The organism is Belnapia arida, assembly GCF_016773205.1.
Taxonomy (GTDB): Bacteria; Pseudomonadota; Alphaproteobacteria; order Acetobacterales; family Acetobacteraceae; genus Belnapia; species Belnapia arida.
On the sequence record NZ_JAETWB010000021.1, the window covers coordinates 63635 to 77569 of the forward strand.

The 13935-nt window shown below is 66.2% G+C and carries 12 protein-coding genes; 9 read left to right on the forward strand and 3 right to left on the reverse strand.

The genetic code is table 11. From position 1 onward, the window contains the following. Positions 1–21: 21 nt before the first annotated feature. Complete coding sequence (locus tag JMJ56_RS24235) at positions 22–831, forward strand: hypothetical protein (protein WP_236038388.1); 810 nt, start codon at positions 22–24, stop codon at positions 829–831. Between the two features lie 39 nt (positions 832–870). Here the strand turns inward: JMJ56_RS24235 and JMJ56_RS24240 are convergent, their stop codons facing one another. Further along, positions 871–1086, reverse strand: a complete 216-nt coding sequence (locus tag JMJ56_RS24240) for a hypothetical protein (protein WP_202834342.1) — start codon at positions 1084–1086, stop codon at positions 871–873. 422 nt (positions 1087–1508) lie between these two features. On the opposite strand from JMJ56_RS24240, the gene JMJ56_RS24245 reads away from it, so the two are divergent. After that, entirely contained in the window at positions 1509–1664 is a 156-nt protein-coding gene (locus JMJ56_RS24245) for a hypothetical protein (RefSeq protein ID WP_202834343.1), read from the forward strand. Between the two features lie 290 nt (positions 1665–1954). Beyond that, positions 1955–2326: a MarR family transcriptional regulator gene (locus JMJ56_RS24250; RefSeq protein WP_202834344.1), complete on the forward strand. Its 372-nt coding sequence runs from the start codon at positions 1955–1957 to the stop codon at positions 2324–2326. 388 nt (positions 2327–2714) lie between these two features. Here the strand turns inward: JMJ56_RS24250 and JMJ56_RS24255 are convergent, their stop codons facing one another. Next, entirely contained in the window at positions 2715–4529 is a 1815-nt protein-coding gene (locus JMJ56_RS24255; protein WP_202834345.1) for a sensor histidine kinase, read from the reverse strand. Positions 4530–4933: 404 nt separating this feature from the next. On the opposite strand from JMJ56_RS24255, the gene JMJ56_RS24260 reads away from it, so the two are divergent. From JMJ56_RS24260 to JMJ56_RS24285, 6 genes are all read left to right on the forward strand, one after another. Further along, positions 4934–5656 carry a hypothetical protein gene (locus JMJ56_RS24260; protein WP_202834346.1) on the forward strand — a complete coding sequence of 241 codons (723 nt, stop codon included), beginning with the start codon at positions 4934–4936 and terminating at the stop codon, positions 5654–5656. A gap of 8 nt (positions 5657–5664) precedes the next feature. Further along, entirely contained in the window at positions 5665–8022 is a 2358-nt protein-coding gene (locus tag JMJ56_RS24265; protein WP_202834347.1) for a hybrid sensor histidine kinase/response regulator, read from the forward strand. Positions 8023–8541: 519 nt separating this feature from the next. Further along, positions 8542–11124 (forward strand): MHYT domain-containing protein, encoded by a 2583-nt coding sequence (locus JMJ56_RS24270; RefSeq protein ID WP_202834348.1) that lies wholly within the window; start codon positions 8542–8544, stop codon positions 11122–11124. 885 nt (positions 11125–12009) lie between these two features. Continuing rightward, entirely contained in the window at positions 12010–12276 is a 267-nt protein-coding gene (locus tag JMJ56_RS24275) for a site-specific integrase (RefSeq protein ID WP_202834349.1), read from the forward strand. A 57-nt stretch (positions 12277–12333) separates the two neighbouring features. Then, a complete protein-coding gene (locus tag JMJ56_RS24280; protein ID WP_202834350.1) occupies positions 12334–12978 on the forward strand; it encodes a site-specific integrase in 645 nt (214 codons plus the stop codon). A 122-nt stretch (positions 12979–13100) separates the two neighbouring features. Further along, positions 13101–13370, forward strand: coding sequence for a hypothetical protein (locus JMJ56_RS24285; RefSeq protein WP_202834351.1), 270 nt, complete (start codon positions 13101–13103; stop codon positions 13368–13370). 105 nt (positions 13371–13475) lie between these two features. Here the strand turns inward: JMJ56_RS24285 and JMJ56_RS35615 are convergent, their stop codons facing one another. Further along, positions 13476–13724 carry a helix-turn-helix domain-containing protein gene (locus JMJ56_RS35615; RefSeq protein ID WP_407927942.1) on the reverse strand — a complete coding sequence of 83 codons (249 nt, stop codon included), beginning with the start codon at positions 13722–13724 and terminating at the stop codon, positions 13476–13478. Positions 13725–13935 lie beyond the last annotated feature (211 nt).

Here is a 13935-nt window from a genome sequence, read left to right on the forward strand (position 1 = left end):
GTGGCCGTGACGATCGGGCTCATGCTCAATGCCCTCGGTGCCGGTGTGGGCGCCACCACGGTTGACGCCACCGCGCGCGATACCCCGTCGGCTTCCTCATTCGGCATCGGCGCGGCCATCTGGCTCTTGGTGTCGAACCTGATTGGACTGGCGGTGGGTGGCTACATTGCCGCGCGTCTTTCAGGCACTGCGGACCATACTGATGGCACCCTGCATGGCCTTGCCGTCTGGGGCACAACCTTTCTGATTTCCGTCGTGCTACTGGGCAACCTCGTGGCGGGTATCGCCTCCACCGCCACCAGCGGCGTATCCAGCCTCGTGGGCGGTGCTGCTCAAGGTGCCGGATCCGCCGCCTCGGCAGTCGGCCAGCAGGTTGCCAACCGCACGGACACTGGCACGCTGCAATCCGCAACACAGGGCTTGGTGGACCGCGTGCAGGGCGCGCTGGCCGGCGGGAGTGGCAATCCTGCCAGCATGACCTCGGACCAGCGCAAGGCGGAAATGGGGACACTCGTCACCCGACGCGTCACTGAGGGCCAGCTGTCACAGCCCGACCGTGAGCGCATGAGCCAGCTGGTGGCCGCCGAGTACAGCCTCAGCCCGCAGGATGCCCAGGCGCGTGTGCAAGCCGCCGAGCAGCAAGCCACCCAAGCTGCGCGGCAGGCGGAAGAGTCTGCGCGCCGCGCGGCAGATGCTGCCGCCTCGGGCACCTCGATGGCCGCTTTCGCGGTCTTCGGGACCATGCTGCTCGGTGCCATAGCGACCATACTTGGTGCCCGCCGCGGTACCCGCGACACCCTGCTTGTGCGTGGAAGCCGCACAGTCGGCTGACGTCGGGGCAGAGCGACGGGGCCACCGAGGTCCCGTCGCTCACATTACACAAACCAAAAGCGCCATCTCCACATCGCCCCGAATCTGCGACAGCAGACGCCAGACTTCCACAGCCAGCCACTTAAGCGTCCTGGCGCTGGCTTCGTCTTGCTCGGCTTCCACCACGATCTGCAAGGCGCTGGTCGCGCTCAGCGCGTTGTACGTCTCTTCCAGGATAGCATTCATCAGGTTTCGATCGGCTTGCGACAGGCTCATGCGGCGGCCCCTACCGATTGCGGCGCCAGCCGGGCGAGGTTGGCGGCCCTCGTTGAATGTCTCCTCCACAACGCGGAGCTCGGCCGCAAGCGTAACTAGCTCGGCGTTGGACGCCATTCTCCCCCACGACAATCACCTGCTTAGAGCGAGGAGAAAGCCTTTGCGGGAGACGGCAGGGGCCGTCGGCGTTGCTTTTGAGGCCGCCGGTGTCGCGTTCATCGCTGAAAACGGCGGCGGCGCTGGGGTACAGCTGAGAAAGCCAAGCACCCGACCCTGAGAGGTCAAAGCGGTATTATTCCGAAACTCTATCGACGGGGCATGCGTTGACGTGCTAGGACTGCCGCCAGCCGAAGGCATGGTGCTTCCTCACTCTGCCAAGCGAGCCGTGATGGGCGACGGGTCAGGCCATCCAAGGGAGAACCATGACGCGGGCTGAAGCATTCGCCTTAGGTCTGGCTGTCATGCTGATTGTGGGCGTGTTGAGTTCCCGAACGCTCGACACTCGCATGGGCGCATTATTGATGACAGGCGGGATGCTGGCGATCGCCCTGGTGGTCTTTCACCAATGGAGCCGTTAGGAACAAGGCATGGGATCTCCTTGAGCAACCATGCAAACCGATGAGAACCAGGCACCCAACCCAGAGATAGCCACTCTCCTGTTGCGCATCTTCGAAGGGGCGTTTGACCAGCACGAAATGCGGCAACAGAAGGCTGGGTCAGCGGATACTTCAGGAAGTCCGTTTGCGGCAGCTGACCCTGTTGCTCGGCAAGTAGGGCTCGCCTCCCTGGAGGCGTTGGCAAGGTTCTCTGGCTATAAGGATTTAGCTTCAGCCTGCGATCGGCTTGTGTCGCTGGAAGAACACAAGCGGTGAGCAATGACCCCGACCGCCTACTGCAAATCCTGCGCGAGACGTGCTTGTCCGAGGTTCGGTCCGACCAGCCAGATCTGACCCTCCGCCAGATCGGCATAGCGCTGATGGTCTACCAAACGGACGAGTTGCAGACCATCCGCGGGTTGGCGAAGCATCTGAACATCAGCAAGTCCGTTGTCACCCGCGCACTCGACCGGTTGGAAGAGCTCGAGTTGGCGTACCGGACGATCGACGGTCGGGACCGTCGCAGCGTGCTGGTGCAGCGGACCACCGGCGGGGCCGCGATGGTGAAGCGGCTGGGAGCAACGATGTCGGCTGCGGCTGATAAGCCAGAGCAAGCCCCAGCAAATGGTCCGGTTCTTGCCTAACCTCGCCCTGCACTCAGCCGGCGCCCACGCCGTTTACGAGAGGAGCCCTGTATTGCCCGTCCACAAACCAGCCAAGCTGGTGATGGAGGAACTTGCCCACGACATCGTTCGGGAAGTCGCGCGCCGGTACCGTGAACAAAGGCTCCAAACAGCCATGACGGACCGGTTGGACGGTCAGAAGCACGCCAAAGAGCCATCGCAGGAGGCCTCCGCTGAACCTGACCCTCCCCGTCACCGACCATCCCGGTGACCTCTGAAGGCTGGGAATGCGAGATCATCTGCACTGCTGCTTGGTGCAGAGGGGTCTAGCCAATAGCGATACCCTCGACACCATCGAAGGGTGTCCGCACTACTGACACCCTTCCGGTCGCTTCGCGCGCACGCGTTTTTAGGCGCAGAGCTGATTAGGTCGGGCATAGGGCCGGAAGCGCAGAAGTGCTCGAAGGCCCTCCGGCTTGAACTGCAGCACCACGGACGAGTCTGGGCCAAGGTCACTTGAAAGACCTCGCTCTAGCAGGCGTGTGCCGAAGCCGCACCGCTCAGGCACACCAGTGACCACCGGCCCACCAGTCTCGGCCCAGGTCAGCTCGACCACCACCTCCTGACCCCCCGCATTCTGCGGACGCCGCGCCCAAAACACCGTCACCCGGCCCTCCGGGCGGGACAAGGCACCATACTTCGCGGCATTGGTGGCCAGCTCATGCAGGGCAAGTGCCAGGGCCTGGGCCTGGTGAGAGGTCAGGTACACCTGCTCCGGGCCGGACGCCGCGATGCGCTCTCCACCACGCCAGGGCGCGAGGGCCGCCGCGACCAGCGCGTCCAGCGGTGCGCCTTCCCAGCCGCGAGCCGTCAGCAGATCGTGCGCCCGCGCCAGGCTGCGGAGGCGGCCCGTGAAGTCGTGCACGAAGCGGTCGGGCTCGCCGCGCGTCCCGCGCAGCGTCTGCAAGGCGAGCGACTGCACGGTGGCGAGCACGTTTTTCACGCGGTGGTTCAGCTCGTGGACGAGCAGCTCACGCCACCTGGCCGCTTGACAGAGTTCCGTTGTAGCCTCCTCCGCGGCCGTCGCGCGACCCTCGGCCGTCGCGCGAGCGCGCAGCGCCTCGACCGCGCGCCACAACGCCCGGCGCAGCGCCTCCAACTCGGCGATGCGCTCCGGTTGTGACGACGCCGGGTCGTCGCCCTGCCGCAGGCGATCGGCATCCCGCGCAAGCGCCTGGAGCGGCCGGAGCAGGCGCTGCGCCAGCAACGCTGCCACAGCCGCCGCCGCAGCGGAGAGCAGGGCGGCGCCGATGGCGTAGCGCAGCATGGGCCCATGCCACCGTCCCCGGTACGGCGCGTAGGGCAGCGTCACGGTCACCACCCAGGAGGAAGCCACCTCGAGGCGCTGGAATGCAGCCACCGCCTCATGTCCGGCCAGCGCCGTGCCACCGCGCACCAGCCCGCGATCCTGGCCGGTGACGGCCTTGATGAACCACGCGGGGGACAACTGGCCGAGGAAGCGCCCGTGCTCTGACGAGCGTGCCAGGACGCTGTGGTTGCCGTCGGTCAGCACGGCGAAGCCGCCCGCGTGACCAAGCTCCTGACGCTCGAGCAGCGCGGAGAGGCGTTTCGGGCTGAAGGCGAGGAGCAGCACGCGGCTTCCCTCAGGTGCAGCTCCAGCCGTGCCGAGTGGTAGCGGCTGGAACACTGCGACGACCGGCTGCCGAGCGGTCGCGCCCGTGAACAGATCACTCACCACGGGGCGCTCGGATGCGATGGCGCGGCCGACATGGGAGCCACCACTTCCGCGTGGAAGCTCGGCACCGAGCGGTTTGAGCGTGTTGAAGATCTGTTGCGAGTCCGCCTCCAGCAGGGCGACCCAGCCGCCGAAGGCGCGGCCCACCGCGGCGGCCTGGGGATAGGTGCCCGCAATGTCGCCAGCCCCGAGCAAGGGCGAGGCGGCAAGGGTGGTGAGAGCCGTGGCGGCGATCTCGACCTCGCGGTCGAGCGCGGTCGCCAGCGCCTGCGCGGTGCTGGTCAGGCCCGCCTCCTCCGCTTGGCGGTAGGCCTGCCCAAGCTCCCAGGTGGTCAAGGCCCCCAGCAGCAGGGCGGGAGCGAGCGCAAGGAGCACGAAGGTGACGAGGTAGGCTTGGAGGCTCGTTAGCTTCCCGTTCTGGCTTTCAGATGGATGAGCACCAGTGTCCACCTTCCGAGGCGCCGCCAACGCATGTTCCCGGGTGCGATCCAAGCGTTCCCGGGAAGTGATGACCCGGCCGTCAGAGGTCATTGGGAGGAGCGTTCTTCGTATTGGGGGTTAGGCTGTGCGAGGTCACCCGAAGAGGTAAAGCTCGCCCGGCGGCCAGACGATGCACTTGCAATGGGGGCGTTCAGACTGGGCATCGACGCAACCGTCCAGGTCATCTCCCATGGGCTCCTGGCGTGTGTATGCTGCCGCCAGCTTCAAGCCTAGTAAAACGGCCAGATCGGAGCGCGGTTGCCGCGCACCGCTGTTTTCTGTCAATGCCTGGTTAAGGCCTCCCGGGTCACGGAGGGTCGCCCTCCCAATCAGGAATTTCATTCCTAGGATCTGTTCGCCTATATATCTCGCGGGCCCGTGTTGGAGGTGGGATGTCAGGCGACAGAGGGCTGGTGCCCCGGCTGGAGGCGCTGTTCGGCGGCGTGTGGCAGGCCGCGCTCGACCGCGCTGGCATCATGTCCCGACGCCGGGCGCGGGACATCGGTGCTGGTGAGGAGCCAAGTGGCGCCCTATGGGTCGTGGTCGAGCTACTTGAGCGCCTGCCCCCCACCGAATGGCCGGAGCGCTGGCGGGGCCTCGGCAAAGTGGCGGAGACCTGTCCCACGCTGGCGATGCATCCAGAGCAACTCGTGGACGGCAGGATCCGGCGCGAGGATGCGGTCCTGGTCTGGGATTTGCTGCCAGGGTCGTCCGGCGTGCCACCCCGGCACGTGAACGTTACGGTTGGCTACCTGCCGCGCGGGTGCTTCGCCGGCATGCCTCGGGCCGACGTGGCCAGGACGCGCTGGCGGCTCTGGTATGGGCAATGGGACGAGTGCCATGGCGCTCCGGCCCCGGGCTGGATGGCAGCCGAGGACCAGACGCCAGAAGGCATGCTTGCGGCCTGGGTGGCCGAGGGCGCCCTCGGCGGCGCCGATCTCGAGGCGGCGGTGAACGTGTTGTCCGCCCGGATCGCGGACTTTTCGCTCGCACATGTCGCTAAGGCAATGGGAAGGGCGGCGCCCCTTGCATATTTCGGAGCGGAGGTGGAGGTGGTTAGCCACAAGATCTCCGTGCCCTCCCCAGCATCGCGTCCCCACCTCGAGCGCCGGTGAACAACCTCATGCTGGACTTTTCGCGCCCCGGCCAGCCGAGCCGCAGCCGGATCGCCGAGCTTGTCCTGGATAGCTCCGCCGACTTCGCCATCCTCACGACCGACCTGGACGGCATCATCACGACGTGGAACGGCGCCGCCAAGCGCGTGATGGGCTGGTCAGAGGAGGAGGTGGTCGGCCGCGACGCCTGCATAATCTTTACGCCCGAGGACCAGGAGGAGGGCGCCTGCGCAGCGGAGATGGCGCAGGCCCGGAGCAGCGGGCGCGCCGCGGACGAACGCTGGCACATACGCAAGGATGGTTCCCGGTTCTGGGGGGCTGGCTCCATGGCCCCGCTCCGAGACGAGGCCACAAGCGAGCACCTAGGCTACATCAAGATCGTCCGAGACCGTACCGAACAGCACCTTGCCGGGGAGCGCCTCCGGGCGAGCGAGGCTATGCTGCGCGGCGTCCTGGAGAGCAGCGCTGACTGCCTGAAGCTCCTAACCACTGACGGGCGCCTGACCTTCATGAACGGCCCCGGCCTGTGCACGATGGAGATCGAGGACTTCGGCTCAGTCCGGGGCGAGGAGTGGGTCTCCCTCTGGCCGGAGGGAGAGCGGGAGAAAATTCGGGCGGCCTTGGCCGATGCGGCTGCGGGAAGGGTTGGCCGCTTCCGAGGCTTCTGCGCGACCGCCAGGGGCACGCCGAAGTGGTGGGACGTGCAGGTCACCGCGGTGCCAGGCGCGGACGGGCGGCCCGAACTGCTGCTGGCCTCGTCACGCGACGTCACCGAGGGCGAGCGCTCGCGCGAGGCGTTGCGGCTTAGCGAGGCGCGACTGCGCGGTGCCCTCTCCATCAGCACAGTCGGCGTCATGTTCTGGGGGCCGGACTTCGACCTCACAGAGGTCAATGACGCCTTCCTACGGATGACCGGTTTCAGCCGCGAGGAGGCGATCGGCAGGACTTGGCAAGACCTGACGCCTCCGGAGTTCTATGCGCACTCGGCCAAGGCTATCGAGGAGGTGACCACCCTCAGCGAGACCACGCCCTACGAGAAGCAGTACTACCGCAAGGACGGCTCGCGCTGGTGGGGCTTGTTCGCCGCGCGCCGCATCGGTGACGAGGTAGTCGAGTTCGCACTTGACGTCACCGACCGCAAGCAGGCCGAGGAGGAACTGCGGCGGTTAAACGAGCACCTCGAGGTTGAAGTTGCGCGCCGGGCCGAGCAGCTGCGGCGGCAGGAGGACATACTGCGTCAAAGCCAGAAGCTTGAAGCGGTGGGGCAGCTCACCGGCGGCGTCGCGCATGACTTCAACAACCTGCTGACCGTCATCCGCTCCGCCGCCGACCTGCTACGCCGCTCTGACCTGCCCGAGGATCGGCGGCAGCGATATGTAGGGGCCATTGCGGACACGGCGAGCCGCGCCGCCAAGCTAACGGGCCAGCTCCTGGCTTTCGCCCGTCGCCAGCCGCTCAAGCCCGAGGTGTTCGCCGTCGGCGAGCGGTTGCAGGCTGTCGCCGACCTTGTCCGACCTTTGGTGGGCGCCCGCATCGAGATCGAGACGGTCATCGAATGCGAGGGCTGCACCGTCGAGGCCGACCCGAACCAATTCGAGACGGCGCTGGTGAACCTCGCCGTCAACGCGCGGGACGCGATGAGTGGCGAGGGGTGCCTGACGCTCAAGACCTGGCTCGCCTGCGAGGTGCCATCCACTCGGGGACACGCGAGCGCGCCCGGCGCCTTCGTCGCAGTGTCGGTCAGCGACACCGGCTCGGGCATGGCATCGGAGATGCTGGGCAGGATCTTCGAGCCCTTCTTCACGACCAAGGAGGTCGGCAAGGGCACCGGCCTCGGGCTGTCGCAGGTCTACGGCTTTGCCAAGCAGTCGGGCGGCGAGATCGACGTCGATAGCGAGGTTGGCCGCGGCACCACCTTCACCCTTTACCTGCCCCGAGCAGAGGCCAAGGCGGTCGTGGCGCCGTCGCAGCCGCAAGAGGGCGCCGACCCACCCACGGCAGGGCGTCGGAACGTACTGCTGGTCGAGGACAACACCCAGGTCGGCGAGTTCGCCCGACAGATGCTGGAGGACCTCGGTCACGAGGCGACCCTGGCGCCGAACGCCAGGGCGGCCCTCAAACTTTTGGAAGAGGATGCGGGCCGGTTCGACGTGGTATTCTCGGACGTGGTCATGCCGGGGATGAACGGGGTGGAGCTGGGGCGCGAGATTCGGCTGCGGTGGCCAAATGTCCCGATCATCCTGACCAGTGGTTACAGTCATGTGCTGGCAAACGGCGGCGCGCAAGAGTTCGAGCTCCTGCACAAGCCGTACTCGGTCGAGGGATTGTCGCGGGCGCTGCGGTCGAGGCGGCACGAGCGCGACTGACCGCCGACATGCGCTGATCGCGGCCCGGCAAAGGAGCAGTCAATCTCTGGTGCGAGGCGGGCGAGCAGGGCTCACCTGTCCCACTAGGATTTATCGCAAGGGAGCCTGGTGAATTGCTAAACCATCTCCGCCGTCATTGTCTGTCGCGCGGATCTGGTCGGCGATCAATCCAGCAACCATTTCAGTGCAGCGCAACATCACGCATCGCGCGTTCGCGAGTTCCTGGGCGCAACCACTGTGCAATACACGATCACTCAGATTCACGCAGGAGATGTAGTCGTGCGCACGCCCATCACCTTGCGGCTGAGTGCCGACCTCCTCGCCTCTGCCCGTGTGGAGGCTCGGCGAGACAGCCGGACGCTGACCAACTTGATTGAGGTCGCCCTGAAGAAGCACTTGGGCCACATCGGAGCTGCAGATCTCAGCGCTGCTCCCAGCGTGCCCTCGTCCGCGGCGGCCAACGTGGTTGGTGGCACAGTCGACAGCCCCAGAGAAGACCTCCGCTGAAGGCGTGGGCTCGTGCTGACCGGAAGCCATAATTGGCCCCTGGTGATTCTTTCCATCACGGTTGCCACTGCGGCCGCGTTCACGGCACTCGACCTGGCCGGACGAATGCAGGCCTCCGTCGGCTGGGCGCGCCGCGTCTGGCTAGCCGCCGCGGCGCTCGCCATGGGGGGCGGCATCTGGTCCATGCACTTCGTTGGCATGCTGGCCTTCAGCTTGCCCCTGCCGATGGACTACGACCCTGGTCTGACGGTGCTGTCACTGATGATGGCCGTCCTGTTCACCGGGCTCGGCTTCACCGTCCTCGGGCGTGGAGGTGGCCCGCCGGTTGCCCTGGTCTCAGGCGGCCTGCTGATGGGCGCTGGGGTCGCCGCCATGCACTATACCGGCATGGCCGCGATGCGGATGCCTGCCGATCTGCACTACGATGGCGTCCTGGTCGTCGGCTCGGTCCTGATTGCTGTCGGCGCGGCGACCGTCGCCCTGTGGCTCGCGCGCCGTGACACCGCGCTCCCGGAGCGCATGGCGGCCGCGGTTGCCATGGGCCTGGCGGTCGCGGGCATGCACTATACCGGGATGGCAGCCGTGACGTGGATCCCGCGTGATGGTGCAGTCGTTGCGGGCGGGCATAACCATGGCAGCCTCGACCATGTGGGCCTGGCGCTCGGGGTCGCAGCGGCCACGTTCCTCATCCTGCTGCTTGGGCTCGTTGCTGCCCTATATGACCGGCGCTTCGCGGCGCTGGCTGAACGCGAGGCTCGGATCGCCTTGCGCGAGAGTGAGGCGCGCCTGAACCTCGTTGCAGAATCCGGCGGCACCGGAATATGGGAGTGGGATCTAACGGCGAACATCACCGCCCACTCCGCCTCGTGGAGCCGCCTGCATGGGCTGTCCCCCGAGGCGTCTGCGCACAGCTGGGAGGACTGGCTCGCCCGCCTGCACCCGGACGACCGGTCCCATGCTGATGGCGCAGCGCGTGCCGGTCTCGCTGCTGGGACCTATGCAGACGAATACCGGGTTGTCCATGCCGGCGGAGAGGTGCGCTGGATTGCCACCCGCGGCGTCGTCCTCCGTGGCCTGACGGGGCGTCCGGCACGCTTCACTGGCGTAGCTGTTGACATTACCGAGCGGCGCCGTGCCGAGACGGCCCTGGCCGAGAGTGCGGCGCGGCAGCGTGACCTGCTGGCCACGCTGGACCTGGGCGCCTTCATGATTCGCGACCTCGATGGCATGATCCGCTTCTGGTCGGAGGGGTGTGCCGGCCTCTATGGCTGGACGGCAGCCGAGGCGATTGGGCAGAGCGCTCATGAGCTGCTGCAGACCGTGTTTCCAGTACCACGTGGCGAAGTCGAGGCAGCCCTCGAGCGCAACGGGCAGTGGACAGGCGACCTTCGTCATCGCACGCGGGACGGCAGGGAAATAGTCGTCACCGTGCATAAGGTGCTTCGCCACGATGCCGAGGGCCAGCCGGCAACCGTCCTGGAAGCCCTAACGGACGTGACCGAGCGGAAGCGGGCAGAAGAGCTGCGCCTGCTGCTGGCCAGGGAGGTGGACCATCGCGCCAAGAATGCGCTGGCGGTGGTCCTCTCCTTGTTACGGCTGACGCCGCGCGCTGACGCGACACTTTTCGCAGCCTCGATTGAGGGCCGGGTTGCGGCGATGGCCCGGGCGCACTCGCTGTTGGCAACCGAGGGTTGGCGCGGCGCTGACCTTCATACCCTCGCTCAGGGTGAGCTGGCGGCTCATCCTGGGCGGATTTCGATTGCGGGTTCGCCGGTGCGGCTCCGCGCTGAGGCAGCGCAGCCAGTGGCCATGCTGCTGCACGAGCTGGCCACCAACGCGGCCAAGTACGGGGCACTTAGGTCGGCGCAGGGTTCGGTCTCGCTGACCTGGGACGGCAAGGGCGGCGACCTGCGCCTCTTTTGGGAGGAGCGTGGTGGACCGCCCATCGAGCAACCTCCGGCGCGCGTCGGCTTTGGCTCGCGGCTCATGGCGTTGCTCGCTAGCCAACAGCTCGGGGGATCGCTCGTCGTCAACTGGGCTTCAGCGGGAATGTCCTGCAGCATCAGCGTTGCATCTCGCTTCGTTGCGTCGGCAGCACCAGCGTCTACGCTGGCGCACATCTCCCGCGGCGACGTCGAGGCGCGGACGACGGACCAGCAAGCGGAGCCGTTTGCGAGGCCGCCTCTGCAAGCCAACGAACGGCCGCGCGTGCTCGTGGTCGAGGACGAGCCACTCCTGGCGGCCGAACTGGAACACATCCTGTCCAACTTTGGCTGTGAGGTGGTGGGCCCTGCCCGGAACCTGGCCGAGGCCGTGCGGCTGGCCCTGGCCACTCGGGACCTCGCGGCTGGCATGCTGGACGTGAACCTCGGGAACGGCGAGGTGGCGTTCACGGCCATTGATCTGCTGGAAACCCGCGGAGTGCCCTACATCATTGCGACCGGCTACAGCAGTGCGTTCTCGCTCGAGGGGCGCGACCTTAGAGCCGTCACGGTGCTGCACAAGCCCTATCCGCAGGAGGCCCTGCTGAACGCGATCCGCGCTGCTGTGGGCCACCGCCCCCGCACGGCGTCAGCGAGCGACGAGGTCTGCTGAGACAGCTCGTTCGAGGAGCAAGCACCTTCGAGACGGCTGGCTGACGAATCAACCGCCTTCGAATGTGACGCCGTTGGCACACCCTGCCAAAACGCTCTGTCACCGATCCCGGCTTGGTGCTCAGGCCGATGCAGCCATCAGCGGTCGCGCGCACCGTATAACTCGTCACCATGGATAGGCGCGTTGGTCTTACTGCTCACCAGATTCGTGCAGGCAGTTCGGCGGCAACAATAACGGTGCGAGGTAGCGAAGCAATTCGATCTGCAATGGTCCAATGGTCCAATGGTCCAATGGTCCAATGGTCCAGACATAGCCCCAACGGAATGTCCGCTTTGGAGCAACCGGCGCCCGCGGCTGAAAGACCACCTTGGGCGCAGAGCCGCCAATCCTGGTGGGTATGTCCGTTTCACGCCTGGACCCGGACCTTGATGAGCCACGGGTGAAGGACCGCTGAGGTCAGGTACAGCTATAGGCGCCAACCGGGCGGGAGCACGGGCATCGATTGGCAGGGCTAACCTGTTCCACCGGGACTTACCGCAACTTACCCAAGTCAGCAGGAGCCCGTGTCAGCTTTCAGCGTACTGGCTTCGCTAGCTCCCAAGCATTCGTCCTGCGTTTGGTAGTGATAGTTTATCGAACGCTAGGAATGCGGAGGCTGACATGGTCAGAACGTCCGGCTTCTCGGCTTCGAAGAAGAAGGACTGCCCGCGCTGCGGCTCCTTCTATGAATTTCGAATGGTACGCCTGCCGATCAAGGACAGCGGCAGTTACGACTGCCTGGTCTGTGGCCATCGGTTAGATACCTGGAACGATACGAAGTTTCCTAGCTATAGGCTCGTGAGACTTGAGCCTTGGCCGAAGCCTAAGAGGGTCTGACCAATATCCATGGCTGCCATTATTCAAGCCTCTGTCACCGAGATGCTGCCAGCGGCACCGCTCTCCGATGCTGCCCGGACCTACGCCAGTGAGGCTGCGGCCGCTAACACCAGGCGGGCCTATCGCGCGGCATGGGCCGATTTCATCGACTGGTGCGCCACTGGGGGTCATACCCCCCTCCCCGCTGCGCCAGAGGTCGTCGGCAGCTACCTCGCGGCGCGGGCCAGCACGCACAAGGCGGCCAGCTTGACCATGCGGCTGGTAGCGATCGGCTAGGCGCACCGCCTCCAGGGCCACCGGCTCGACCGGCAGCACCCGGCCATCCGCGAGACGATGAAGGGTATTCGCCGCACGCACGGCACCGCCCCGGCGAAGAAGGCGGCGGCCGATGTGGTGGTGCTGCGGGACGCGCTGAGCGAACTCGCCAAGATCCCTGGCCCCCGCGCGCTGCGCGACCGGGCCCTGCTGCTGGTCGGCTTCGCCGGCGCGCTCCGGCGGTCTGAGCTGGTGGCGCTGGATCTGGCCGACATCCGCTTCGTCGCCGAGGGGGTTGTACTGACCCTGCGGCGCCGGAAAACGGACCAAGAAGGCCAAGGGACCGAGGTCGCCCTCCCCTATGGGCAGTCGGAGCGGACATGCCCTGTCCTGACGCTGCGCGCCTGGCTCGAGGCAGCCGGCATCACCAATGGCCCGGTATTCGTCTCGGTCAACCGCGGCGGCAAGATCGGCTCGGCGCGGCTCTCGCCTCTCGACGTGGCGCGGGTGGTGAAAGCGGCAGTGGAAGCTGCCGGCAGCAACCCGGCAGACTTCTCCGGGCATAGCCTCCGGTCCGGCTTCATCACCAGCGCCGCCCGCGCTGGGGTAGCGGAGCGGCATATCCAAAATCAGTCGGGTCACCGCAGCCTGCCGGTCCTGCGCGGATACATTCGCCGAGGCAGCCTTTTCGTGGACAATGCAGCGGCGAAGGTCGGACTTTGACCGCCAGCCGGGGTGCCGCGGCAAAATTCTATGAGCGGCAGCGGGATTAAGCTTCGGAGTTACATCCTCTCTTAACCCTGCCATCGCGTTACCTACCGCGACACTTGAGCAGGAGAGCAGCCATGATGGGAGACCAGCGGCCGCCCGGGACTAGTACCGCTTACGACCGGATAAAGGGGGCATTTGGCCTGGGCTCAGCCCCTTTCGCCCTCCATCACTCCGATCGCGTTCGCGCCGCCGACTACCTCGTCGCCGCCCTGAAGGCGCAGATTACGTGGGCCGTGGCGGAAAACGACATCCGAGCCTTCCTTGCAACGCAAGGTGCGACACCGGACCTCATCCAGGAGCAAGTCGGCCGTGCGCGGGAGCTGCTGGAGCCCTGGCTAAGCTAGCCTCCACAGCGGCCACTGCAGCCTGCAGGTGTGCGGGGCTACATCCGCCGAGGGAGCCTATTCGTCGACAACTGGCGGCTAAGGTCGGGCTCAAACCCGGCAACGTCAGGCAGCGCTTCTGCCGCCCTGGATGACACGCAAGACTGGTGGCTCATCCGTAAGAAGATCGTCAATCGACGTATCAAGCGCGGTCGCGAGCTTATCCAAAAAGCCCCGCCGCGGGCTTTCTGCGGTGCCGTGCTCGACGTCTCTCAGATAGATCGTTGGATAACCACAGCGAGCTGCAAGCTCGTCCAGAGAAATGTCCAAACGTTCGCGGCGACGGCGCGCGTTCCGGGCGAGAGTGACAAGCACTGGCCAAGCTGGAGGCTACGGAGGCCGCCTTAGCCCGGGAGCGGGAGCGGGCTGACCGAGCAGAGGCCGAGGTGCGGAGGCCGTTCTGGCGACGGTGGATTGGGTGACATGAGTGTAGCGGATGCTGACCCTGCGGTTTTGATCGTCGCCGTATTGACCGACCTGCCACCCGATGATCAAACCGGCCTCATGGTGCTGACGATGACGGCCT